17 protein-coding genes and 1 pseudogene are annotated in these 21,299 nt (G+C 69.1%); 9 read left to right on the top strand and 9 right to left on the bottom strand.

What is annotated here, in order from left to right; translation table 11 throughout:
• Window positions 1-131 precede the first annotated feature (131 nt).
• The gene (locus ABSL23_RS04810; RefSeq protein WP_059055073.1) at window positions 132-1,628 is read right to left on the bottom strand and encodes an ORC1-type DNA replication protein; all 1,497 of its coding nucleotides are present in this window, start codon (window positions 1,626-1,628) and stop codon (window positions 132-134) included.
• Window positions 1,629-2,786: 1,158 nt separating this feature from the next.
• Between ABSL23_RS04810 and ABSL23_RS04805 the strand changes: the two genes are divergently transcribed.
• The 5 genes and pseudogenes from ABSL23_RS04805 (at window position 2,787) to ABSL23_RS04785 (ending at window position 7,214) form a co-directional block, all read left to right on the top strand.
• A complete protein-coding gene (locus tag ABSL23_RS04805) occupies window positions 2,787-3,431 on the top strand; it encodes an Era-like GTP-binding protein (protein ID WP_059055072.1) in 645 nt (214 codons plus the stop codon).
• A 6-nt stretch (window positions 3,432-3,437) separates the two neighbouring features.
• Window positions 3,438-3,830 (top strand): DUF2073 domain-containing protein, encoded by a 393-nt coding sequence (locus ABSL23_RS04800; protein ID WP_059055071.1) that lies wholly within the window; start codon window positions 3,438-3,440, stop codon window positions 3,828-3,830.
• Window positions 3,830-4,669 (top strand): Zn-ribbon containing protein, encoded by an 840-nt coding sequence (locus ABSL23_RS04795; protein WP_353634922.1) that lies wholly within the window; start codon window positions 3,830-3,832, stop codon window positions 4,667-4,669. The genes ABSL23_RS04800 and ABSL23_RS04795 overlap by 1 nt, the downstream gene beginning before the upstream one ends.
• Window positions 4,670-4,796: 127 nt before the next feature.
• Window positions 4,797-6,278 carry an MATE family efflux transporter gene (locus tag ABSL23_RS04790; protein ID WP_059058122.1) on the top strand — a complete coding sequence of 494 codons (1,482 nt, stop codon included), beginning with the start codon at window positions 4,797-4,799 and terminating at the stop codon, window positions 6,276-6,278.
• Between the two features lie 143 nt (window positions 6,279-6,421).
• A pseudogene (locus tag ABSL23_RS04785) lies at window positions 6,422-7,214 on the top strand (hypothetical protein).
• Window positions 7,215-7,248: 34 nt separating this feature from the next.
• On the opposite strand, the gene ABSL23_RS04780 reads toward ABSL23_RS04785, so the two are convergent.
• Window positions 7,249-7,827, bottom strand: coding sequence for a hypothetical protein (locus ABSL23_RS04780; RefSeq protein WP_353634921.1), 579 nt, complete (start codon window positions 7,825-7,827; stop codon window positions 7,249-7,251).
• A gap of 71 nt (window positions 7,828-7,898) precedes the next feature.
• Entirely contained in the window at window positions 7,899-8,336 is a 438-nt protein-coding gene (locus tag ABSL23_RS04775) for a DUF2391 family protein (RefSeq protein ID WP_353634920.1), read from the bottom strand.
• Between the two features lie 98 nt (window positions 8,337-8,434).
• Here ABSL23_RS04775 and ABSL23_RS04770 point away from each other — a divergent pair, with 98 nt between their 5' ends.
• Complete coding sequence (locus ABSL23_RS04770) at window positions 8,435-9,112, top strand: class I SAM-dependent methyltransferase (protein ID WP_059058114.1); 678 nt, start codon at window positions 8,435-8,437, stop codon at window positions 9,110-9,112.
• 24 nt (window positions 9,113-9,136) lie between these two features.
• Here the strand turns inward: ABSL23_RS04770 and ABSL23_RS04765 are convergent, their stop codons facing one another.
• The 4 genes from ABSL23_RS04765 to ABSL23_RS04750 are packed head-to-tail and all read right to left on the bottom strand — an operon-like array spanning window position 9,137 to window position 16,562.
• Window positions 9,137-10,156 (bottom strand): ABC transporter ATP-binding protein, encoded by a 1,020-nt coding sequence (locus ABSL23_RS04765; RefSeq protein WP_353634919.1) that lies wholly within the window; start codon window positions 10,154-10,156, stop codon window positions 9,137-9,139.
• Window positions 10,153-12,045, bottom strand: a complete 1,893-nt coding sequence (locus tag ABSL23_RS04760; protein ID WP_353634918.1) for an iron ABC transporter permease — start codon at window positions 12,043-12,045, stop codon at window positions 10,153-10,155. Before ABSL23_RS04760 ends, ABSL23_RS04765 begins: the two co-directional genes overlap by 4 nt.
• Window positions 12,006-13,130, bottom strand: coding sequence for a thiamine ABC transporter substrate-binding protein (locus tag ABSL23_RS04755; protein WP_353634917.1), 1,125 nt, complete (start codon window positions 13,128-13,130; stop codon window positions 12,006-12,008). Before ABSL23_RS04755 ends, ABSL23_RS04760 begins: the two co-directional genes overlap by 40 nt.
• Before the next feature lie 57 nt (window positions 13,131-13,187).
• Window positions 13,188-16,562 carry a PKD domain-containing protein gene (locus ABSL23_RS04750; protein WP_353634916.1) on the bottom strand — a complete coding sequence of 1,125 codons (3,375 nt, stop codon included), beginning with the start codon at window positions 16,560-16,562 and terminating at the stop codon, window positions 13,188-13,190.
• A 150-nt stretch (window positions 16,563-16,712) separates the two neighbouring features.
• Between ABSL23_RS04750 and ABSL23_RS04745 the strand changes: the two genes are divergently transcribed.
• The gene (locus tag ABSL23_RS04745) at window positions 16,713-17,729 is read left to right on the top strand and encodes an AI-2E family transporter (RefSeq protein ID WP_353634915.1); all 1,017 of its coding nucleotides are present in this window, start codon (window positions 16,713-16,715) and stop codon (window positions 17,727-17,729) included.
• A 15-nt stretch (window positions 17,730-17,744) separates the two neighbouring features.
• Here ABSL23_RS04745 and ABSL23_RS04740 read toward each other — a convergent pair whose 3' ends face one another.
• Entirely contained in the window at window positions 17,745-18,515 is a 771-nt protein-coding gene (locus tag ABSL23_RS04740; protein WP_353634914.1) for a sulfurtransferase, read from the bottom strand.
• Window positions 18,516-18,724: 209 nt separating this feature from the next.
• On the opposite strand from ABSL23_RS04740, the gene ABSL23_RS04735 reads away from it, so the two are divergent.
• Entirely contained in the window at window positions 18,725-19,579 is an 855-nt protein-coding gene (locus tag ABSL23_RS04735; RefSeq protein ID WP_353634913.1) for a sulfurtransferase, read from the top strand.
• Window positions 19,580-19,695: 116 nt separating this feature from the next.
• Window positions 19,696-20,325: a rubrerythrin family protein gene (locus ABSL23_RS04730; RefSeq protein ID WP_353634912.1), complete on the top strand. Its 630-nt coding sequence runs from the start codon at window positions 19,696-19,698 to the stop codon at window positions 20,323-20,325.
• Between the two features lie 351 nt (window positions 20,326-20,676).
• Here the strand turns inward: ABSL23_RS04730 and ABSL23_RS04725 are convergent, their stop codons facing one another.
• Window positions 20,677-21,285, bottom strand: coding sequence for a protein sorting system archaetidylserine decarboxylase (locus ABSL23_RS04725; protein WP_353634911.1), 609 nt, complete (start codon window positions 21,283-21,285; stop codon window positions 20,677-20,679).
• Between the last annotated feature and the right edge of the window lie 14 nt (window positions 21,286-21,299).

Below are 21,299 nucleotides of genomic sequence, written 5' to 3'. Positions count from 1 at the left end.
CCCCTTTTGCGGGAAGTGAGCGCGAGTTCGTCCCGGACGGGACTGTTTCGAGTGGACGGCCGTCGCTACGTCGTCGTGGTGTGTGGACGGGAAACGAAGGGGGTCGGGAACCGTGGAACGTCGAACGGGCCTCAGTTGTCGAAGCGCGCCTGCACGAACGGCGTGACGTTCTCGATGTCGCTGAGGCGGGAGTCGGCTTCGAGGACGGCCTCGGTCTCCTCGACGGGCACCGACAGCGAGATTTCCTTCGTGCGGCCGTACCGGCCCTTCGAGACGACGACCGCGTTCACGATGCCGAGCATGTCGAGTTCGCTGATGAGGTCGGTGACGCGGCGCTGCGTGAGCACGTCCGCGTCCAGCTCGTCGCACAGGGTCTTGTAGATGTTGTAGACCTCGCCCGTGTTCACGTTGTGGACGCCGTTGTCCTCCAGCAGGAGGATGGCGTACAGGACGAGCTTGCTCTGGGTGGGGAGCGTGCGCACGACCTCGACCACGCGGTCGAGTTCGATCTTGTCCTGCGCGCGCCGCACGTTCTCCTCGGTGACGGAGTCCGACTGGTCGCGCTCCGCGAGTTCGCCGGCAGTCCGGAGGAGGTCCAGCGCGCGCCGCGCGTCGCCGTGCTCCTGGGCGGCGAACGCCGCGCACAGCGGGATGACGTCCTCGGAGAGCGCGTCCTCCTTGAACGCCACCTCCGAGCGGTGCTGGAGGATGTCCCGGAGCTGGTTGGCGTCGTACGGCGGGAAGACGATCTCCTCCTCGCCGAGCGAGGATTTGACGCGCGGGTCGAGGAAGTCGGTGAACTTCAGGTCGTTGCTGATGCCGATGATGGAGACCCGGGAGTTCTCCAGCTCGGAGTTCATCCGCGAGAGGTTGTAGAGGGTGTCGTCGCCGGACTTCTCGACGAGCTTGTCGATCTCGTCGAGCATGATGACCGCGACGCGCTCGACGTAGTCGACGGCCTCGAAGAAGCGGGCGTACACGCGGTCGGTCGGCCACCCCGTCATCGGGACGTCGTCCATCTCGGCCTTCTCCTCGAGCAGCGCCTCGACGTGCTCGTCGACGGCCTCCGGGGAGTCGAAGTCGAGGTGGTCGTCGTTGTCGTCGTCGGATTCGAGGACGCTCGGGTCGTCTTCGGCGGCCTCGCGGAGGTCCCGCAGTTCCTCGACGCGCTCGTCGACGAACGCCCGGTTCTGCGCGATGAACGTGTTCGCGAGCTGCGCGAGCACGCGGTACTGGGTGTCCGTGACCTCGCAGTTGATGTACTCGACCTCGCAGGGGACGTCGTACTTCTGGGAGGTCCGTTCCAGTTCCTGGCTGACGAACTTCGCGCTGGCGGTCTTCCCCGTCCCGGTCTTCCCGTAGATGAGGATGTTCGACGGCGTCTCGCCGCGCAGCGCCGCGACGAGAATCGTCGCCATGTTGTTGATCTGGTCTTTCCGGTGCGGGAGTTCGTGTGGCGTGTACGACGGGCGCAGCACCTCCTTGTTCTCGAAGATGGGCTCGCCGCTGAGCAGGTCGTCGAACAGCCCCTCGTCGCCGTCCTCGTCGTCCTCGAGGACGTCGTCGAGGTCCACCTCGAAGTCCCGGTCGGCAGTGCGTCGGCCGTCCGTCGTCGGTTCGTCTGACATAGTTTGCGGAGCCCCTTCGTTTCGTGTGGAGAGCGCCGCGCACGGAGAGGAAGCCACAGACCGACGCGAACGGGGCGTTCGAGGCGGTTCAGTGACCGGGCGCTCCAGTTGATGCAGATGAACTAATGGAAACGAGAGGGACTAATAAGTTTCGATGGGGTCAGGTCGGTGACTGACAATCGGACTCGAAGCCAGGGGGATGTCGGAGACGAGCGGCAGCGAGCGAGACGGCGCAAGTGCGCCCGAGACGGGGAGAGACGAGCGAGAGTGGGCGAAGAGAGGAGTGTAGCACTACTGGAGGAGCAGCCGGCGTTCGCTCCGGAACCGCGACCGGAGCGTGCTAGAGAATATCTCTGTCGAGCGAGGTGAGCGGCGAGAAGGGGTCCCGCGGGAGCGTTTCGACTGCGCGGTGAAACGGTGGTGAGAGTCAGCTCGGGGTAGACGTTCCGAGGAGTGGGTGGTCTCGACCCGGCGTATTGCGGGTTCCATCGGAAACAGGGGGGTCGGAGTGGGGGACAGGGGTCCGCCCCCCACCCCTTCGTTTCGAGTGGAACGGCGAAACAGACCGGGGGAGGGGGTCCAGTACACGATTGGTTCTAGGAGAGAGAAAAGACTAAGTAATACACTCAGAAACAGTAACCGCAATACAGCCTAAACCGGATTTTGTGGGTGTGGTCTGGTCTAGGACTAGTCGTGTTCTCGGTCAAAACTCCTGTTCTGTGGCGACGGTCCCGTTCCGTCTCTCGTTTCCACTCGAAACGAAGGGGTGGGGGCCTTCCAGCCTGCTCCTGCTAGCACTCCCCACGCAGTTCCGGTCCGTCCGGCCTAGTCCCGACCGGTCTCCATCCGGCTCCGCTGACGCGCTCTCGTCAACCCACATTCACGCACCCGCCCGCTTCGCGTCGAACCGTTCCGTTTCGTCCCGTTTCCTTCCGCTCTATTCCGTTCCACCCCTTCCGTCCCACCTCGTTTCCTTCCGCTCTGCTCTGTTCTGTCAGTCCCACCCCATCCGAATCACTCCATACCTGACCGTCCGAATACCTATCTCCGTGCCGATACGTCTGACGTAGGTTTAAGTCCGCTCGGCCGCTCTACCGTAGCAACCGTCCGTATCCTGCGTCAAGCATACAAGGCGCGGGGTGCGTATGGAGGCCAAGGATGGGACTGTTCGCAGAACTCAGAGACAGCATCTCACGGGTGTCGGCGAGCCTGTTCGCCGACGACTCGGAACCGAAACGAATCGGGATTTACGGCCCGCCGAACGCCGGCAAGACCACGCTCGCGAACCGCATCGCTCGCGACTGGACCGGCGACGCGGTCGGCCCGGAGAGCCACATCCCGCACGAGACGCGTCGCGCGCGTAGGAAGGAGAACGTCGAAATCAAGCGCAACGGGAAGACCGTCAACATCGACATCGTCGACACGCCCGGCGTGACGACGAAAGTCGACTACTCGGAGTTCCTTGAGCACGACATGGAGAAAGACGAGGCCGTGCGTCGCTCCCGCGAGGCCACCGAGGGCGTCGCGGAGGCGATGCACTGGCTGCGCGAGGACGTCGACGGCGTCATCTACGTGCTGGACTCCACCGAGGACCCGTTCACGCAGGTGAACACGATGCTCATCGGCATCATCGAGAGCCGCGACCTGCCCGTGCTCATCCTCGCGAACAAGACCGACCTCGAGGGCTCGAACATCCAGCGCGTGTCGAACGCGTTCCCCCAGCACGAGACGATTCCGCTCTCCGCGCTGGAGGGCGAGAACATGGACGAGGTCTACGAGAAGATCGCGGAGTACTTCGGGTGACCCACGATGCCTGAAACAACGAGCGACGACGGACCCGGTGACGGCGTCCAAATCGATCTCATCAGCGCCGAGCGGATGTCCGGGAAGACGTCCATGGAGAAGATCCGGATGATTCTGGACGGCGTCCGCGACGGCAAAATCGTCGTCCTCGAAGCGGGCCTGACTCCCGACGAGGAGTCGAAGCTCATCGAGGTGACGATGAGCGAAATCAACCCGGACGGCTTCTCCGGCATCGAGATCGAGAGCTTCCCGCAGTCCGAGGCCAGCGACACCGGCCTGCTCGGCCGGCTGATGGGCAAGCAGTCGACGTCGAAGCTCACGGTCGTCGGACCGGCGAACCAGATTCAGTCCCTCCACAAGGACGAGACGCTCATCAGCGCGCTCGTGTCCCGCAAGTAATGCCTCACCAGTGTACGAACTGCGGGCACGTCTTCGCGGACGGCTCCAAGGAGATGCTGTCGGGGTGCCCGGACTGCGGCGGGAACAAGTTCCAGTACCACCCCGGCGACGTCGCCGAGTCCGAGCCCGCTGACCCGCCAGCCGACGCGGACGCCGACGCGCCCGAGCCACCGGAGCCGGAGGGCGGCTCGGTCGCGGGCGCGGTCGGCCGCGCCGCGAACAAGGTCCGGGACGCCGTGACCAGCGACCCCGACCCCGCAGCGCGTACGTCTGCCGAGGACACGGACGCGACTGACGCCGCCACTGCCGATGACGCTACCACCACCGACGGCGCTGACACCGCCAGCACTGCCAACGCTGCGGACGCCTCGGACGCTGCCGACACAGCGGACGCCGCCGACGCGGCCACTGCCGACGCGACCACTGCTGACGGCACTCCCGACGCCGAAGCCGATCCGAGCGCACCCGAAACGGGGGGCGAGGCGGTCGAGGAGTCGGGCGACGAGCCCGCCGAGGCCATCGACGCCAGCACCGAGACCGACGTCGAAGACGCCGCGCAGGCGGACGCCCGGAGCTCCGTCGTGGACACGGACTCGCTGCCGGACGCGCCCGCCGAGGGCCGCGTCGTCAAGGAGCCCGACGACTCCGAGGACCGCCCGGACCTCGACGAGCTCCGGCAGGAGCTCAACGACCAGTTCGAGTCCATCCGCATCGTCGCGCCCGGCCAGTACGAGCTCAACCTCATGGAGCTGTACGACCGCCAGGAGTACATCATCGCGCTCCAGGAGGACGGCCAGTACGTCATCGAGGTGCCGGACGCGTGGGAGACCGACGAGTAGCGCGCGAGCAGTCCCAGTTCACGCGTTCCATCCTTCGTCGCGGCTCGCCGCCGCGGCGCCGCTCGAACCCGCGGTAGGTTGCCGGCTGGCGAAGTTGTTTTCCGCGCCGACGAGACGCTTCCGATAGATGACTCTGCGTCGCCGCGCGGAGGCGCTCGTCGCCGCGTTCCCCGCGCTGCTGGCTCGTCTCGGGCTCGTCGACCGGCAGAAGGGCGAGGAGGCGTTCGACCTCGCGCTGCCCGCGATGGTCACGGGCGGGCTGCGCACCGTCCTCCGGACGACGGACTTCCTGATGGTGAGCATCGCCGCCGGGGACGTCGCGGTCGCCGCCCTCGAGTTCGGGTTCCAGTACTACTTCATCCCGTTCGGGCTCGCGCTCGCGCTCACCAGCGGCACCATCAGCGTCGTCTCCCGGCTGAAGGGCGCCGACGAGGACGCGGAAGCGGACTTCGCCATCAAGCAGTCGCTGTGGATTTCGCTACTGCTGTCGGCGCCGCTCACGCTCGGCGCGTGGCTGTACGCGGACCCGCTCGTCGGACTGCTCGCCAGCGACGCGGAGACGGCGGCGCTGGGCGCGGACTACCTCCGCGTGGTGATGCTGTCGGTGGCGTTCCGGTTCTGGAGCATGATCGCGGCGCGGGCGCTGGCGGGCGCCGGCGACACCCGCACGCCGATGTACGTCCGCCTCGTGACGCTCCCGACGAACATCGCGTTGAACGCCGTGCTCATCTTCGGGCTGTTCGGCTTCCCGGAGCTCAGCGTCGTCGGCGCGGCGTGGGGGACCGCCGCCGCGAACGCGCTCGCGGGCGTCGTCTTCCTCGCCGTCCTGCTGTCGGGGCGGTGGAGCGTCACGCTCCGACTGCGCGGCAAGCAGTGGGACTGGGGCGTCGCCCGGGAAATCGTGCGCGTCGCGCTCCCGCTGGCGGGCACGCGGCTCTCGCGGACGTTCGGCCGGTTCCCGTTCCTGTTCGTGCTCGGCGTGCTCGGGACGCCCGTGGTCGCGTCGTACGCCATTGGCCGCCGCGTGATGCTGCTGGCGCTGATGCCCGCGTGGGGGTACTCCACGGCGTCCAGCACCCTCGTCGGCCAGCGGTTGGGCGCGGGCGACCCCGACGAGGCCGCCGACTACGGCTGGCAGACGCTTCGCATCGCGCTGGTCACCCAGTTGCTCATCGGGGCCGGCATCTTCCTCGCGGCGACGCCAATCGCGCAGGCGTTCGGCGCGGCGAACGTCGACCTCACGGTGACGTTCATCCGCGTGTTCGGGTTGAGCGTCGCCGGCTTCTCGGTGTCGCGGACGCTCCGCGGCGGCCTCCGCGGCGCCGGCGACACCCGCTGGCCGTTCTACGGCGCCATCGCGGGCACGTACCTCGTCCGCCTGCCGCTGGCGTTCCTCGCGCTCCCGGCGACGTTCGTCTTCGGGCCGTTCGCGCTCGGCCCGCTCTCGATTCCCGCCGTCTCGCCGGGGCTCGGCCTCGGCCTGACCGCCATCTTCGCGGCCATCCTCGGGGACATGTACGTGCGCGCCGCGGTCAACTTCGTTCGCTTCCGCTCGGGGGCGTGGCGCGCGTACGGCGCGAAGACGCCGGCGGCCGACGGCGCGGACTGACCGGCGCGTCGCGCGGGCGAACGACCGCAATTTAAGTCCTCGCGGGCGAATCACCTCGTATGAGCACGGCAACGAAGTACGTCGCCGCGACGGTCGGCCTCGCCGCCGCCCTCGCGCTGATAATCGTCGTCAACGTCGCGTAGATGTTCTCGGAGCGCGACCTCGCGGGCGAACTCGCGGCCGTCCGGGAGGCGTACGCGCCGGGGGCCATCGTCCTCGACTGCGAGCGGGGACTTCCAGACGCTGCCCCCCGAGCACCGCGACGACCTCGCGCTGCTCGTCGAGTCGCTGACGCCCAGCGAGTACGACACGGCGTGGCTCCCCGAGGACGCCCCCCAGATTCTCTACCGGCTGGCGTCCAGCGACTTCGTCGTCGGGACGCCGGGGGACGGCGCGGTCGCGTGGACGACCCAGACGGACCCGCCGGTCGTCTTCGTGAAGGCGCGCACCGAGGGGACGCCCGAGGCGTTCGAGCGGTTCCTCGTCGCGGAGGCGCTCGTCGAGGCGGGACTGGACCTCCCCGAGCAGTTCCTCGGCTTCTTCGAGGACGAGTACCGCGCGTTCGACGCCGCCGTCGACGCCGACCCGGCGTCGGTCTACCAGCTCGCCTCGGCGTGCTGCGACGCCTACCGCGGGCTCCACGCACGCGAGGAGTTCGCGTCGTGGGCCGACGACTACCCCGACCTCCACGAGGCGTGGGTGGACGCCGGCGAGCGCGTCACCGGCCGCATCGACGGCCTGCCGCAGGAAATCGCGCGCGGCGAGACGTCGTTCTCGGACGCCGCCGAACTCGCGTGCAGCGCCGTCAAGCACGACGTCGAGTTGCCCGCGCCGTTCGCCGCGCTGGACACGCTCGCGTACCGCCGCCACGGCGCCAGCTACGCGGTGACGTGGGCGCAGAAAGTGTTCGATGCCGACGCCGCGGACTCCGAGTAACCGACGCTGATTCTGCGGACCGCGGCGTAATCCGTCAGTAGTCGGCGGCGACGTTCCCGTCTTCGTCAAGTTCGACGACCACGTCGCTCTCCCCGCGGAACGAGTCCAGCACGTCGTCGTCGTGGACCTCCCGGGAGACGTGGACGAGCGCGACCGCGTCGTGTTCGTCCAGCAGGTCGCCGAGCCGGACGAGCGCATCCAGCGCGCGATCCTCGTCGGCGTAGTACGCCAGCTCGGTCAGCGAGTCGAAGCTGACGCGGCGCTTGTCGGGGTTGTCCGTGAGGAACTGATCGACGGCCGCGAGGATGCCGTCGACGTCGTCGGGCGCGGAGACGTAGTGGATGTGGCTGGCGCCGCGCCGCGAGTAGCCGCGGTCGACGGAGAGCGTGTCCAGAATCTCGGCGCTGTCCTCGTCGACGTCGTAGTACTCCAGTTTCTGCGTGACCTCGCGGGCGGTCGTGCGCGTGGAGACGACGAGGAAGTTGTCGGTGTCTGTCTTCAGGAAGTCGGTGTCCATGCGGTCGGTCTCGCCGGTGCTGGGGTGGAGCAGCAGTACGACGGTGCCGCCCGGGACGGAGTCGGGCGCTCCGTCGATGGCGAGGTCGTAGTCCATACCGCAGGAAAGCGCCCACGCGGTCTTAACCTTCGGGGTCGGGGAGTCCCGCGCCGCGTGCGCGACCGCGCTCAGAACACGCTGTCGGCGGTCGCGGCGCCGACGACGCTGAAGATGGCGCCGACGCAGACGGCCTTCGCGGTGAGCGCCGCGACCGCCGACAGCGACGTGCCGAGTTCCAGTTGGCCGGCGAACGTCGTGGGCGCGGTGACCGCCAGCGCGAGCACGAGCACGGAGCCGTACGCGACCCCCATCAGGGAGACGAACCGCACGGGGACGCCCGCGACCTCGGCTTCGCGGTCGGGGTCGCGGTCGTCGTCGGCCTCGTAGAGCGCGCCGTACCCGATGGCGAACACGACGACGACGGTCGCGAGCACGTGGAACCACTGCATGCGGCTGGCGAGTAGCCACACCTCCTCGGTGACGACGAACGGTCCCGCCAGCAGGAAGCTGCCGACGACCTGCTGGGCGGTGTCCGCGACGCGATACCGTCTGTTTCGGCCGACCATACCCGACAGTCGGGGACGGCCGGGAAAACGTCTACGGGTGCGGGTGCGGCCGACCAGATTCCTGCGGGTTTTTGCCCGCGGCGGCCGTCGCTTTCGGTATGAGCGTACGCAAGGAGTTCGACGAGTGGGCGGCGTCGGGTCGCGACAAGGGGATGGAGGAGCGTCACTGGCACACCGCCAAGCACGTGCTCGCGCGGATGCCCGTGGAGGCCGACGACTACGTCCTCGACCTCGGCACCGGGAGCGGGTACGCGCTGCGGGCGCTCCGCGAGCGCGGCATCGCGCGCGGCTACGGACTGGACGGCGCGCCGGAGATGGCGCGCAACGCCCAGTCGTACACCGAGGACGACGAAATCGGCTACGTCGTCGGGGACTTCGGGAGCCTGCCGTTCGCCGACGACAGCCTCGACCACGTGTTCTCGATGGAGGCGTTCTACTACGCCAGCGACCCCCACGAGACCCTCGAAGAGGTCCGGCGCGTGCTGAAGCCCGGCGGGACGTTCTACTGCGCGGTGAACTACTACGAGGAGAACGTCCACAGCCACGACTGGCAGGACAACATCACCGTGGAGATGACCCGCTGGGACAAGGCCCAGTACCGCGAGGCGTTCCGCGAGGCGGGCCTGCACGTCGCCGAGCAGGACAACGTCGCGGACCGCGACGTCGAGATTCCGCCCGCCGCCGAGTTCCCCCACGAGGGCTTCGAGACGCGCGAGGACATGGTCGAGCGCTACCGCACGTACGGCACGCTGCTGACCGTCGGCGTCGCGCCTTAAACAGGAAACGCGACCCCGACCCAATCAGAGCAGCGTCGCGTCCTCGGGCTCGAATCCGAGCACGGCTTCTCCCGCTGGCGGCTCGTCGCGGGTCTTCACGAGCACTTCCCGGCCGTCCCACTCGCAGTGCGCGCGGTAGGCGTCGCCGAGGAACTCCACGCTCTCCACGCGCACCGCGAACCGGTTCTGCTCGCAGTCGAAGCGTAGGGACTCGGGGCGCACGCAGACCGTCGTGCGGCCGTCGGTGCGCTCGCCGACGTCGAAATCAGTCTCGCCGATGCGGACCGAACACCCCTCTGTTTCGACTGGAGATTCGCCGTCGAAGACGTTGTTGTCGCCGACGAACTCCGCGACGAACCGCGACGCCGGCTCCCGGTAGACCTCCTCGGGCTCGCCGACCTGCTCGACGCGGCCGGCGTTCAGCACGGCCACGCGGTCCGAAATCGCGAGCGCCTCGCTCTGGTCGTGCGTGACGTAGACGGTCGTGATGTCCAGTTCGGACTGAATCTCCTTGACCTGCACGCGCAGCTGTTCCCGGAGCCGCGCGTCCAGCGCGCTCATCGGCTCGTCGAGCAGGAGGACGTCGGGCTCGGGCGCGAGCGCGCGGGCCAGCGCCACGCGCTGCTGCTGGCCGCCCGACAGCTCGCCGGGGTCGCGGTCCCCGAACCCCGCTAAATCGACCAGCTCCAGTAGCTCTGCGACGCGCTCGTCGGTCGTCTGTCCCGCGGGCGGGTCGCGGAACCGCAGCCCGTACGCGACGTTCTCTGCGACGCTCATGTGCGGGAACAGCGCGTAGCTCTGGAAGACGATGCCCACGTCGCGGTCCTCCGGCGGCACGCCAGCGACGGAGTCGCCGCCGAAGCGCACGTCGCCGCTGTCGGGCTGTTCGAACCCCGCAATCAGCCGGAGCGTCGTCGTCTTTCCGCAGCCCGAGGGGCCGACGAGCGTGAAGAACTCGCCGTCGCGCACGTCGAGCGAGACGCCCTTGACGGCGGTCGTCGCGCCGAACGCCCGCGTCACGTCGTCCAACTGGAGGCTCGTCACGGTCGGTACCTCCCACCGACGCGGTCGATGACCACGAAGCTGGCGGCTGTCACCGCGAGCAGAATCGTCCCCATCGCGGCCGCCGGGCCGACGCTCGGGCCGGCCGCGCGGTCCACGAGGTAGCGCTCTAAGGCGACCGGCATCGTGTACACGTCGCTGCTGCTCGCGAGCACCACTGTCGAGTCGAACTCGCCGATGCTGAGCGCGAACGCGAACGCCGCGCCCGCGAGCACGCCCGGCCACACGAGCGGCAGTTCCACGTCCCACAGCGCTCGCGCGCGGCTCGCGCCGAGCGCCCGCGCGGACTCCACGAGCCGGTCGTCGACGGCGGTCAGCATCGGCGCGACGTTCCGCACGACGAACGGGTAGCCCGCGATGGCGTGCGCGGCGACGACGACGGCCGCGCCGACGACGCTGACGCGGTAGCCGAACAGCTCCACGCCGAACACCAGCGACTGCAACATCCCGAACCCGACGACGATGCCCGACACCGCGATGGGCGCCATCAGGACTGCGTCCGCGACCTTCCGGCCGCGGCCGCCGCGCGCGGAGAACGCCGCGACGACGACGCCCATCGGGAGCGCGAGCGCGAGCGCGCCGACGCCGAACCGAAGCGAGTTCCACACCGCGACGGCGGGCTGGGTGCGACTATCGGCCTGTTTTTCGAGGAGGAAGCGCCACCACTCCAGCGTCGGGTCGCCGAGGCCGCCGACGCTCGCCAGCACCATCGACGCCAGCGGCGCGAGGAAGACGACCGCGGCGACGACGCCGTAGATGCCGATGCCGGCGCGCACGAGCGCGCTCCGGAGGTCATTCGCATCGAGGGCGAACAGCCGCTGGCGGGGGAGCGGGTTCCCCGCGCCGCCGCCCGTGCGCCGCGCCTCGTAGCGAAGGTAGACGTACGTCAGCCCCAGCGAGACGACAGTCTCCAGCGTGGCGAGCGCGGCCGCCGTCTCCACGTCGAACTGCTGGACGCGCGCGTACAGCCACACCTCCACGGTCGCCAACTGGAGGCCGCCCAATCCCAACACGATGGGGAAGGTCATGAACGTGAACACGAACGTCAGCACCGCGCTTGCCGCCAGCGCCGGCAGCAACTGGGGCGCGACCACGTCCGTGAACGCCCGCAGCGGGCTCGCGCCCAGCGAGCGCGCGGTCTCGACCGCGCTGGCGTCCACGTTCTCCCACGCCGACGTCACCATCCGCGTCACGAGCGGCGCGTTGTAGAAGGCGTGCGCCAGCACCACGATTTCCAGCGTGTACAGCAGTTCGACCTTCCCCAGTCCGAGGGTCGTCAGCACGCCGTTGAGCGTGCCGTTCGTCCCGAACGTCGCGACGAACCCCGCGACGACCATGATGGACGGGAGCACGAACGGCAGGATGGTCAGCGATTTCAGCGTGCGCCGGCCCGGGAACTCGAAGCGCGCGAGCACGTACGCGCCCGGTAGCCCGAGCGCGACGCTCGCGACCGTCGAGAGCGCCGCCTGCCACGCAGTGAACCCGAACAGCCCCTTCCGAACGCTGGGGTAGCTCACCCACACGTCGGGCGCGAGCCCCGTCCACGCGGCGTGGACGCGCACGCTCGCCAGCCACGCGAGCACGTCACCCGGGACTCGCGCGGGGTGCGCGAACAGGCCGTGAGCCGCGCCCACGTAGAACTCGCTGACGAGGACGTCCCGAATCGGTTCGGCGGCGTCCCCGAACGCCTCCGCGAACACCGTCCACACGGGGTAGTAGAAGACGACGCCGAGCACCAGCACCGTCGCCGCGCCGACGACCGGGAGGACCAGCCGGTCCGCGTCGTCGGCGAGCCGGCCGCCCGCTCGGGACAGCCAGTCGGTCACGCGCGTCAGTTGCTCGCGACCAGCTGCGCCCACTCCTCGGTCCATCCGTCGAGGTTGCCTGTGAGCTCCTCGTAGGTAAACGTGACCGGCTCGGGCGGCTCCTTCGCGTACTCGGCGTACCCCTCGGGCAGCGACGCGGTGGTCGTCGCGGGAATCTGGACGTTCTTCTGGGCGACGCTCGCCTGCGCCTCGTCAGTGAGCACGAAGTCCACGAAGTCGGCGGCGGTCTCGGGCTGGTCGCTGTCCGCGAACCGCCCGACGGTCTCGGGGTTGGCGTACCCCTGGTCGTTCAGGAAGCTAATCTGGTGGTGGGGCAGCTCCTCCTCGCTGTTGTAGTAGACTTGGTCGGTGGAGTAGGAGACGACCATCGGGCGCTCGCCCGCCGTGAACGCGTTGTACGCGGGCGTCCAGTCGTCGAGCACGCGCACGTCGTTGGCGAGCAGGTCCTCCCAGTAGTCGAGGTAGACGTCCGGTCCCTTCTCGTGAATCGTCCACAGGAGGAACGCGAGCCCGGGGTCGCTGGACTGGGCGTTCTGCGCGAGCAGCGTCCCCTCGTACTCGGGTTCGAGGAGCGCGTCGAAGGTCTCGGGGTCGTCGATTTCGGTGCTGTCGTAGACGGGCGTGATGTACCCCGTGTCGTAGGCGACGACGCGGTTCTCCGGGTCGATTTCGAGGCTCTCCTTGACGTCGCCGTCGTTGTCGAGGTCGGCGCGCAGGTCGTCGAAGAGGTCGCTGTCGGGCAGCGACTGGTCGACGCGCACGAGGTCGGGCGTGTTCAGGCCGACGAAGAGGTCGGCGTCGATGCCCGCGTTCTGGTCTTTCCGCTGGATGAACTCGTTGATGCCGTTGCTCGGCGCGGTGTACTCGATTTCGGTGTCGTGGTCGGCCTCCCACTGGTCTTTCAGCCAGCGGCCCGCGGTCCCCTCGTCGCCGAAGAAGGAGTCGTAGGTCGCGACCGTCAGCGGCTCCGTGGACTCGCTGGTGGTGCCGGTCGTCGTCCCCTCGGTGGTCGAGGCGTCCGTGGTGGTGCTCGTGCTCGTCTGCTCGCTCTCCTCGACCTGCAGACAGCCGGCGGTCAGCAGTCCTGCGGCGCCCACGCCGGCCGTCTTGAGGTAGTCGCGCCGTCTCATTACCCGGTTGTTTCGAAGTGTGGTAGAAAAGACCGTCGCTTCGGGCGGTGCAGGCGCTCACTCCCGGAGCGCCAGCGCCGCTGCCGCGAGGAGCGCGACCAGCGCGGCCACCGTCCCGAAGCCCGGTGCTTCGCCGGGGCTCTGCGGCGGGACGTTTTCCGCGCCCGGCTCCGCCGTGGTCTCCGTGACCGTCGCCGTCGCTGTTGCCGTCGGCGGCCGCTCGGTCGTTGGCGCCGTCGTCGCCGTGGCCGTGGTCGATTCCGTCGGCCGCGCGGTCGTCGCGTCCGCCGAGTCGCCGGTCGTCGGCGTCGCGGTCGCGGTCGCCGTGGCTACCGGGTCGGTCTCGTCGTCGCTCGACCCCGCCGGGTCGTTCGTCCCGCCGTCGCCGCCGTCACCACCCGTCGGCTCGCTCGTGGTGGTCGCGGGCGGCGCAGTCGTGGTGGACGAGTCGGTCGTGGTGGACGAGTCGGTCGTGGTGGACGAGTCGGTCGTGGTGGACGAGTCGGTCGTCGTGGTCCCCTCGATGGTCGTCTCGTCAGCGGTCACCGTCACGGACATCGACGCCTTGTCCGCGTCTCCCGACCCGTCGTCGGCGGTCAGTATCACCTTGTAGGTCCCGTCGGCGTCGAAGGTGTGGGTGACCGTCTTCCCCGACGCGGTGTCGCCGTCGTCGAACGACCAGTCGTAGTCCACGCTCCCGGTCGCGTCCGAGACGCTCGCCGGCGAGAACTCGACGGACTGACCCTCCTCGACGGTCTTGGTGTCGTTGAGCGCCACCGACAAGTTCTCGGTGTCGACCGTGAGCGCGCCCGTCTCGCCGGCGTCCTCGTTGCCCTGATTCCCGGTCGCGACGACCGTCACGTTCTGGTCGCCGTCGGTGGCGTTCGGGCCGACGGTGGCGTTCGCCTCGTAGCTACCGGTGCCGTCGCCGGTGAGAGTGACGGTGCCGGCGTCGAATGCCGAGAGGTCGGCTTCGACGCTGGCGATGTCGCCGCTCACGGTCGCCGATACGGTGACGTTGTCCTCGGGTGCGACGATGCCGTTCCCGTTGGTCGCGTCGGTGAGGGTCGCTGATTCCACGACGGGCGCGTCCTCGACAGTCACGTTCGTCTCGTCGCTGGCGGTCCCGGCGTCGTCGGTCGCGGTCACCTCGACCGTGTACGTGCCGGCGTCGGCGTACGCGTGGGTGACCGTCTCGCCGGTCGCACTCTCACCGTCGCCGAATGTCCACTCGTAGGTCACGTCGCCGGTCGCGCCCGCGACCGACGCGTCGTACTCGATGGTCTCGTTCACGCCGACCGTCCGGTCGTCCCCGACGGTGACGGTCAGCTCGTCGACGACCACGTCCAGCGTCTCCGTCGTCGCGCTGTCCTCGGTGCCGCTCGCGCCCGTCGCGGTCACCGTCGCCGAGTGAGCGCCCTCGGTGACGTTCGCGCCGACAGTGGTGGTGTTCGTGTACGTCCCGCCCTCGGCCACGAGTTCGACGGTGCCGGCGTCGAACGCGGAGAGGTCGGCAGTCACGGAATCGACGCTCCCGGAGACGGTGGCGTTCACGGTGACTTCGTCGCCCGGCGAGACCGTGCCGTTCCCGTCGGTCGCGTCAGTGAGGTTCACCGACTCCACGACCGGCGGGTTCTCCACGGTCACGTTCATCGTGTCGCTGGTGGTGTCCTCCGTCCCGTCGGTCGCGGTCACTTCGACCGTGTACGTGCCGGACTCGCTGTACGTGTGTGTCACCGTCTCCCCGGACGAACTGTTGCCGTCGCCGAACCTCCAGTCGTAGGTCACGTCGCCCGTCGACCCGGAGACGTTCGCCGGCGAGAACTCCGCGGACTGCCCCACTTCGACGGTCTTGGTGTCGTTGAGCGCCACCGACAAGTTCTCGGTGTCGACCGTGAGTGCGCCCGTCGTCGCGCTGTCGGTGTTCCCCTCGCCGTCGCTGGCCGTGACGGTGGCGTTCTGGTCGCCGTCGTCGGCGTCCGTGCCGACGGTGGCGTTCGCCTCGTAGCTACCGGTGTCGCCGGTGAGCGTGACGGTACCCGCGTCGAACGCGGAGAGGTCGGCGGTCACCGAATCGACGTCCCCAGAGACGGTGGCGTTCACGGTCACCTCGTCGCCCGCCTCCACGTCGCCGTCGCCGTTCGTCGCGTCGGTGAGGTTCACCGACTCGACCGCCGGCACGCGGTCGTCGACGGTCGCGGTGTCGGTGTTCCCCGAGGTCGCGTCGCCCGCAGAGGCCGCCGATTCGAGGGTCGCGGTGTATTCGCCGTCGGTCTCCCCGTCGTAGGTCGCGGTGTACGAGTACGGGTCCGTGCCGGTCTCCTCGAAGTCGCCGGCCGCGAGCGTCAACGCCGCCGTCTCGGGGCCGCCTAGCGTGACGTTCAGCTCCGAGAGGTCGTGGTTCGTCGCGACGTTCACGGTGACGTTCTGGTCGCCGGTCGCGGTTGCCGCGAACTCGCTGACCGAGAGGCCCGCGGGCCTGCTCGCGACGCGCGCGACGCCCGCGCTCTCGTCGATGGAGACCGTCGCGCCGTCGGCGTCTGTCACCTTCCGCGTCGTCCCGTCCGCCCGCGTGTACGCCAACTCGGCGTTCTGCGAGTGGATAATCTCGTGAGTGTCGTTGCCCACCCAGTCGACGGCCGCCACGGGCTGCTTGTCGGTGTTGTTGCTGGTCTCGCGGAACTCGCGGTCGGTCCCGGTGCTGTTCACGATTTCGGGGTATTGGCTGCCGTCTATCACGGGTACCCAAAGTTCCCCGTCCCCGTAGATGTCCGCCGGCGCCCCCGCGGCGTCGCTGTTCGCGAAGCCCCCGTACTGGGTCTCGACGGTTTCCGACCCGTCGTAGTAATTGAGTTCCTTGGACGTCCCCACGAACACCACGTCCGTCGTCCCGGAGCCGTCGAAGTCAGTCACGCCGAGGACCGTATTCGCCTCCCCCCCGCCGACTGCCGTCGGGCTCCCGGAGACGTTCACGTACCGCAGTTGGTTGTTCGCGTCCGCGTACACCACCTCGGGGACGCCGTCCCCGGTCCAATCGCCGACGCCGACCTTCCCGGTGCTCGCGTCGCCGTCCTCGACGAGCATCTGCGTCTCGCCGTTCGCGTCGACGGCCTTCACGCCGGCCCCGGTCGTCACGTACGACGCCTCCAGCAGGCCGTCGTCGTCGAGGTCAGCCATCGGCCCGACGATTGCGGCGTCGCTCACGCCGGTCCCGACCGTCGTCCCGTCCGCACGCATGAACGTGATTTCAGACGTACTGTCGTCCACGTACACGAACTCCACCGGGTTCGAGCCGGCCGCCTGCGTCGTCGTGCTTCCCGATACCGCTCCGACCGCCCCGCCGACGCCCGCGGCCGCGACCACCAACGCCGCGGCGAGGACGGCCACCGCCGACCGCCGCGCGCTCGCGCTGCTGCCCCCACTGTCAGCCATGTTGCATACACGGCGGGTCTCGCGGAAAGGGGTTATTGCCAGATTTCTAGGAATGGGGGCTGAGGCGGCCACTAAGACTAAGTACGCGGTGTCGGAGCGGGGCGGTCGTCGCGCCGAACGCTTTTGACACCGCCCGCGGTACGTCGTGGTGTGCCCCCGTCACGAACCACCACGCTGGCAGCCGTCCTCGCTGTGCTCCTCGTCGCCGCCGCGCTGCTGCTCGGCGCGGTCTTCGGCACGGTGTTTTTCGCCGTCACGGTCGCGTACCTCCTCGTGCCGATTCACAGGCGCGTCCAGCGCCTCGGCCTGCCGCCGTGGTGGTCGAGCGCGACGACAGCCGTGCTGGCGTCGCTGGCGGTGCTGGTCCCCGTCTCCGTCGGCATCTACGTGCTCACCGACCGCGCCAGCGGCCTCGTGGACGTGCTCGAAGGCCTGCCGGAGGTCGTGACACTGGCGGTCTACGGCTACGAGTACCCCGTGGAGGTCGGCGCCGTCACCGACGCCGTGCTGTCGTTCGTCGCGGCGTTCGCCGTCGACTTCGCGGTCACGCTCCCGGAGCTCGCGCTGAAGTTCACGCTGTTCGGGATGGTCGTGTTCGGCCTGCTGCTCGCGCACAAGGACGCCGAGCGCGCGCTCCTCGCGACGATTCCCGCCAGCTACCACGATGTCGCGCGGTCGCTGGCGCGGCGCGCGGGCGCGACCCTGTACGCCATTTACGTCCTGCAGGCGGTGACCGCGCTCGCGACGACCGCCATCGCGCTCCCCGTGTTCCTCGCGCTCGGCGTCCCCTACCCCATCATGCTCGCCGTAGTCGCGGGCGTCCTCCAGTTCATCCCCATCGTCGGCCCGTCGCTGGTCGTCGGTGGAATTGCGCTCTACTGGGCGAGCATCGGCAACGTCACCGGCGCCATGCTCGTCGTCGTGGTCGCGGGCGTGCTGGTGGCGTGGCTGCCCGACGTCGTGGTGCGGCCGCGGCTCTCCCGGCGCACCGCCGACCTCCCGGGAAGCCTCTACTTCGTCGGCTTCACGGGCGGCCTGCTCACAGTCGGCCCCATCGGCATTATCGCGGGGCCGCTCGTCGTTGCGCTCGTCGTGGAGGCCGCGAGCCTGCTGGCGGACGAGCACCGCGGCGCGCAGGCGTCGCTGCTGCCCGAGGAGTGGCCGTGACCGGCGGCGTAGCGGCTACTCCAGCGGGTGGCCGCGGTCGGTCCAGTCGGTGAGGCTCCCCTCGTAGAACGCCACGTCCGGGAAGCCCAGCCACCGCAGCACGACGAACGTGTGGCTGATGCGGCGCGCGGTGTTGCAGTAGAGGACGACCCGCTCGTCGGGCGTGACGCCGCGTTCGGCGAGCAAGTCCTCGATGTCCGCGCGGGGCTTGAGGCCGCGCGTCTCGTCGTCGACGACCTCCTTCCAGTCGAGGTTCACCGCGCCCGGAATGTGGCCCTCGGCGTACTCCTCGGGCTCGCGGGTGTCCACGACCACCGCGTCGGGGTCGTCGGTCGCCGCGAGCACGTCGTCGGCGTCCACGAACACGTCCTCGCGGGCGTCGCCGGGCTCGTAGTCGGTCGGCGTCACGTCGGGCGCGTCGTCGGTGGTCTCGTGGTCGCGCAGCCACGCGCTGTAGTCGCCGTCCAGCAGTCGGAGGTCGTTGTGGCCGTAGTAGAGCGCGGTGACGAGGAAGCGCGCGGCGAACACGCCGTGCGTGTCGTCGTACGCGACGATTGTGTCCCCGCGCTCGATGCCCGCGTCGCCGAGCAACTCCGCCCAGTGGTCGCGGGCGGGCATCATTCCCTCCGGGCCGCCCTCGGCTCGGAAGTCGTCGAACGGCACGCTGACCGCGCCCGGAACGTGCCCGATGCCGTCGTACTCCCACGCGTCGCGGACGTCCACGACGGCGACGTCGTCGAGGTGTTCGGCGAGCCAGTCCGCGGACGCGACCCATTCCTCGCTCATGCGTGAACCGTGGACTCGGCCCGCCTTAGCCTCCCTGCTGTCGCCGTCACTCCGAGATAGCGGAGGTTGTTGCCGGTGAACGCTCGCGGACCCGGCGAGGGCCTCGGGTACCCGACCCGCCGCCGGAAACATTTGCTGGTAAACTCGACGGCCGGGGGAACCTGCCGGCGTGGCCGGTAGTTATGGGGATGGGTGTTGTACGAAGGCGTATGGCAGAATACGCCAAAGACGTACTCGTCACCGCGGACTGGGTCGAGGAGCGCCTCGACGAGTTCGAGAGTGACGACCCCGAGCATCGACTCGTCGAAGTCGACGTCGACACCGAAGCGTACGACGACGAACACGCGCCCGGTGCCATCGGCTTCAACTGGGAGACCCAACTGCAGGACCAGACCCAGCGGGACATCCTCGAGAAGGACGACTTCGAGGACCTCCTCGGCAGCCACGGCATCACCGAGGACTCCACGGTCGTCCTCTACGGCGACAACTCCAATTGGTTCGCCGCCTACGCCTACTGGCAGTTCAAGTACTACGGCCACGACGACGTGAAGCTCCTCGACGGCGGCCGCGAGTACTGGGTGGAGAACGACTACCCGACCACCGACGAGGTGCCGGAGTTCTCCGAGCAGTCCTACGACGCCAGCGGCCCCCGCGAGTCCATTCGCGCGTACCGCGACGACGTCGAGAAGGCCATCGACCGCGGCGTCCCGCTCGTCGACGTCCGTAGCCCCGAGGAGTACAGCGGCGAAGTCCTCGCGCCGCCGGGACTCCAGGAGACCGCCCAGCGCGGCGGCCACATCCCCGGCGCGAAGAACATCTCGTGGGCCGCGGTCACGAACGACGACGGCACGTTCAAGACCCAAGCGGAGCTCGAAGAGCTCTACGCCGACGAGGGCATCGAGGGCGACAGCACGACGGTCGCGTACTGCCGCATCGGCGAGCGCTCGTCGGTCGCGTGGTTCGCGCTCCACGAACTGCTCGGCTACGACGACACCGTCAACTACGACGGCTCGTGGACCGAGTGGGGCAACCTCGTGGACGCCCCCATCGAGACGGGCGAGTAACCCGACACCACACACTCGTTCTTTCGCGCGCCGCGACCCGGTAGCGTCGGCTGTCGTGCCCCCGTGGGTTCGCCGCGACGACAGCTTACAAGCCCCAGCAGCCACTACCGGTGGACGTGACACCCAGCGAATTCCTCGACGCGGTCCGCGACGACAACGAGACCGCGCTCTCCCGGCTCGGCTCCTCGAAGTCGCTGTACGCCGCCACCGGCGGCGAGATGGACGCCGGCCCCGTGCTGGAAGCCGGCGCGGACGCCGAGTACGTCGCCGCGCAGACGTTCCACGCGTGGGCCGACAGCGAGTCCGACGACGCCGCCCGCGAGGCCTTCGAGACCACCGCCGCCGAGGAGGACGACCACGCGGACGCCGTCCTCGCCGAACTCGACGACTACCAGCCCGACGACGACGCCACCGGGATGCAAGCGTACCTCCGCGGCCTCGACGACACCGTCGAACGCGCCGGCGCGCTCGTCGGCCGCGTCCTTGCCACCGAGAAGTCCAAAGAACAGCTCACCGGCTTCTTCGTCGGCCAAGCCGACCCCCAGACCGCGAGCGTCTTCCGCGACCTCAAGGGCGACCTCGACGACCAGCGCGAGCGCGCGCTCGACCTCCTCGAAACGCTCTGCGAGGACGACGAAGACTGGGAGACCGCCAAGGACGCCGCCGACGAAGCCATTCAGGCCGCCTACGACGAGTACACCGAACAGCTCGAAGCCATGGGCGTGAATCCCAAGCCGGTCTGTTAACGCACTTTTTGCTGTGGGAGGGCGGCGAAGCCGCCCTCCCGGGCAAAAACTTGCGGAAAAAGCACTCCTCGCTCCCTACGGTCGCTCGTCGGCCTCCACTCGTTCGCTCCGCTCACTCGTGGAGGGAACCGCTCGCCCTCGGTTAGCAACGTTCGCTACGCGTGTGGCAGTGAGTCACGGCGTCAGCGTCAGGTAGGTCGCGACGAGCGCGACGCCGAGCGCCGCGAGGAACAGCAGGTAGCCGACGAGCGTCGTGAAGCCCGTTCCGCCGCCCATGGACGACTTGCTCATGGACATGCGCGATAGTTGTCACGCGACCGTCAAAATACTGGTGGCGTCGGCTCCGACTTCCTACTCGCGTTTCGGCGACCGGCGCGCCACGACCGTCTCGCCCGCGCTGACTTTCTCGCCGTTCTCGACGAGGAGGTCGTCGCGGTCGTACTCTCGGGGGAGAATCACGTCCGCGCGGCTGCCGAAGGAGATGTGGCTGATGCGGTCGCCGCGCGCGAGGTCGTCCCCGGGCTCGACGTAGGGGTGGATGCGCCGGGCGAACGCGCCGGCGATGAGGACGACTTCGTAGTCGTCGCACGTCACGCGGACGCGCTCGTTGCGCTCCGATTCCTTGTCGAAGGCGGGGCGGTGGCCGCCGTCGCGGTGCTCGACGGCCTCGACCGTGCCGGCGAGCGGCGCGCGGTTCACGTGCACGTCGTGGACGTTCATGAACACGCCCACGCGGAGGCGGCCGTCGTCGGTCTCGCGAATCACCGACACCTTGCCGTCAGCGGGCGTGAGGACGCCCCGTCCCTCGGGCGTGCGTTCGGGGTCGCGGTGGAACCAGACGACGAACGCCGCGAGCGCGAGCGCCGCGACGCCCCACAGCGACGACACGAGCAACAGCGCCGCGCCGGCGACCGCCGCCGGCAGGGCGTACGTCCACTTCCAGGAGCCACGCGCGAGCATACTCGTCGTTGGCC

The sequence above is a fragment of the Halobacterium sp. NMX12-1 genome, assembly GCF_040435975.1.
GTDB classification, from domain to species: domain Archaea; phylum Halobacteriota; class Halobacteria; order Halobacteriales; family Halobacteriaceae; genus Halobacterium; species Halobacterium hubeiense.
This window is presented reverse-complemented; position numbering and strand designations above follow the sequence as displayed.

What these genes read in the sequence shown, in the direction of transcription:
- ABSL23_RS04775 (WP_353634920.1), bottom strand. Translation starts at nt 8,336, where the DNA reads ATGGTCGGCCGAAACAGACGGTATCGCGTCGCGGACACCGCCCAGCAG.
- ABSL23_RS04735 (WP_353634913.1), top strand. Translation starts at nt 18,725, where the DNA reads ATGGCAGAATACGCCAAAGACGTACTCGTCACCGCGGACTGGGTCGAG.
- ABSL23_RS04800 (WP_059055071.1), top strand. Translation starts at nt 3,438, where the DNA reads ATGCCTGAAACAACGAGCGACGACGGACCCGGTGACGGCGTCCAAATC.
- ABSL23_RS04795 (WP_353634922.1), top strand. Translation starts at nt 3,830, where the DNA reads ATGCCTCACCAGTGTACGAACTGCGGGCACGTCTTCGCGGACGGCTCC.
- ABSL23_RS04790 (WP_059058122.1), top strand. Translation starts at nt 4,797, where the DNA reads ATGACTCTGCGTCGCCGCGCGGAGGCGCTCGTCGCCGCGTTCCCCGCG.
- ABSL23_RS04810 (WP_059055073.1), bottom strand. Translation starts at nt 1,628, where the DNA reads ATGTCAGACGAACCGACGACGGACGGCCGACGCACTGCCGACCGGGAC.
- ABSL23_RS04780 (WP_353634921.1), bottom strand. Translation starts at nt 7,827, where the DNA reads ATGGACTACGACCTCGCCATCGACGGAGCGCCCGACTCCGTCCCGGGC.
- ABSL23_RS04755 (WP_353634917.1), bottom strand. Translation starts at nt 13,130, where the DNA reads ATGAGACGGCGCGACTACCTCAAGACGGCCGGCGTGGGCGCCGCAGGA.
- ABSL23_RS04725 (WP_353634911.1), bottom strand. Translation starts at nt 21,285, where the DNA reads ATGCTCGCGCGTGGCTCCTGGAAGTGGACGTACGCCCTGCCGGCGGCG.
- ABSL23_RS04760 (WP_353634918.1), bottom strand. Translation starts at nt 12,045, where the DNA reads ATGGACCGAGGAGTGGGCGCAGCTGGTCGCGAGCAACTGACGCGCGTG.
- ABSL23_RS04750 (WP_353634916.1), bottom strand. Translation starts at nt 16,562, where the DNA reads ATGGCTGACAGTGGGGGCAGCAGCGCGAGCGCGCGGCGGTCGGCGGTG.
- ABSL23_RS04770 (WP_059058114.1), top strand. Translation starts at nt 8,435, where the DNA reads ATGAGCGTACGCAAGGAGTTCGACGAGTGGGCGGCGTCGGGTCGCGAC.
- ABSL23_RS04740 (WP_353634914.1), bottom strand. Translation starts at nt 18,515, where the DNA reads ATGAGCGAGGAATGGGTCGCGTCCGCGGACTGGCTCGCCGAACACCTC.
- ABSL23_RS04805 (WP_059055072.1), top strand. Translation starts at nt 2,787, where the DNA reads ATGGGACTGTTCGCAGAACTCAGAGACAGCATCTCACGGGTGTCGGCG.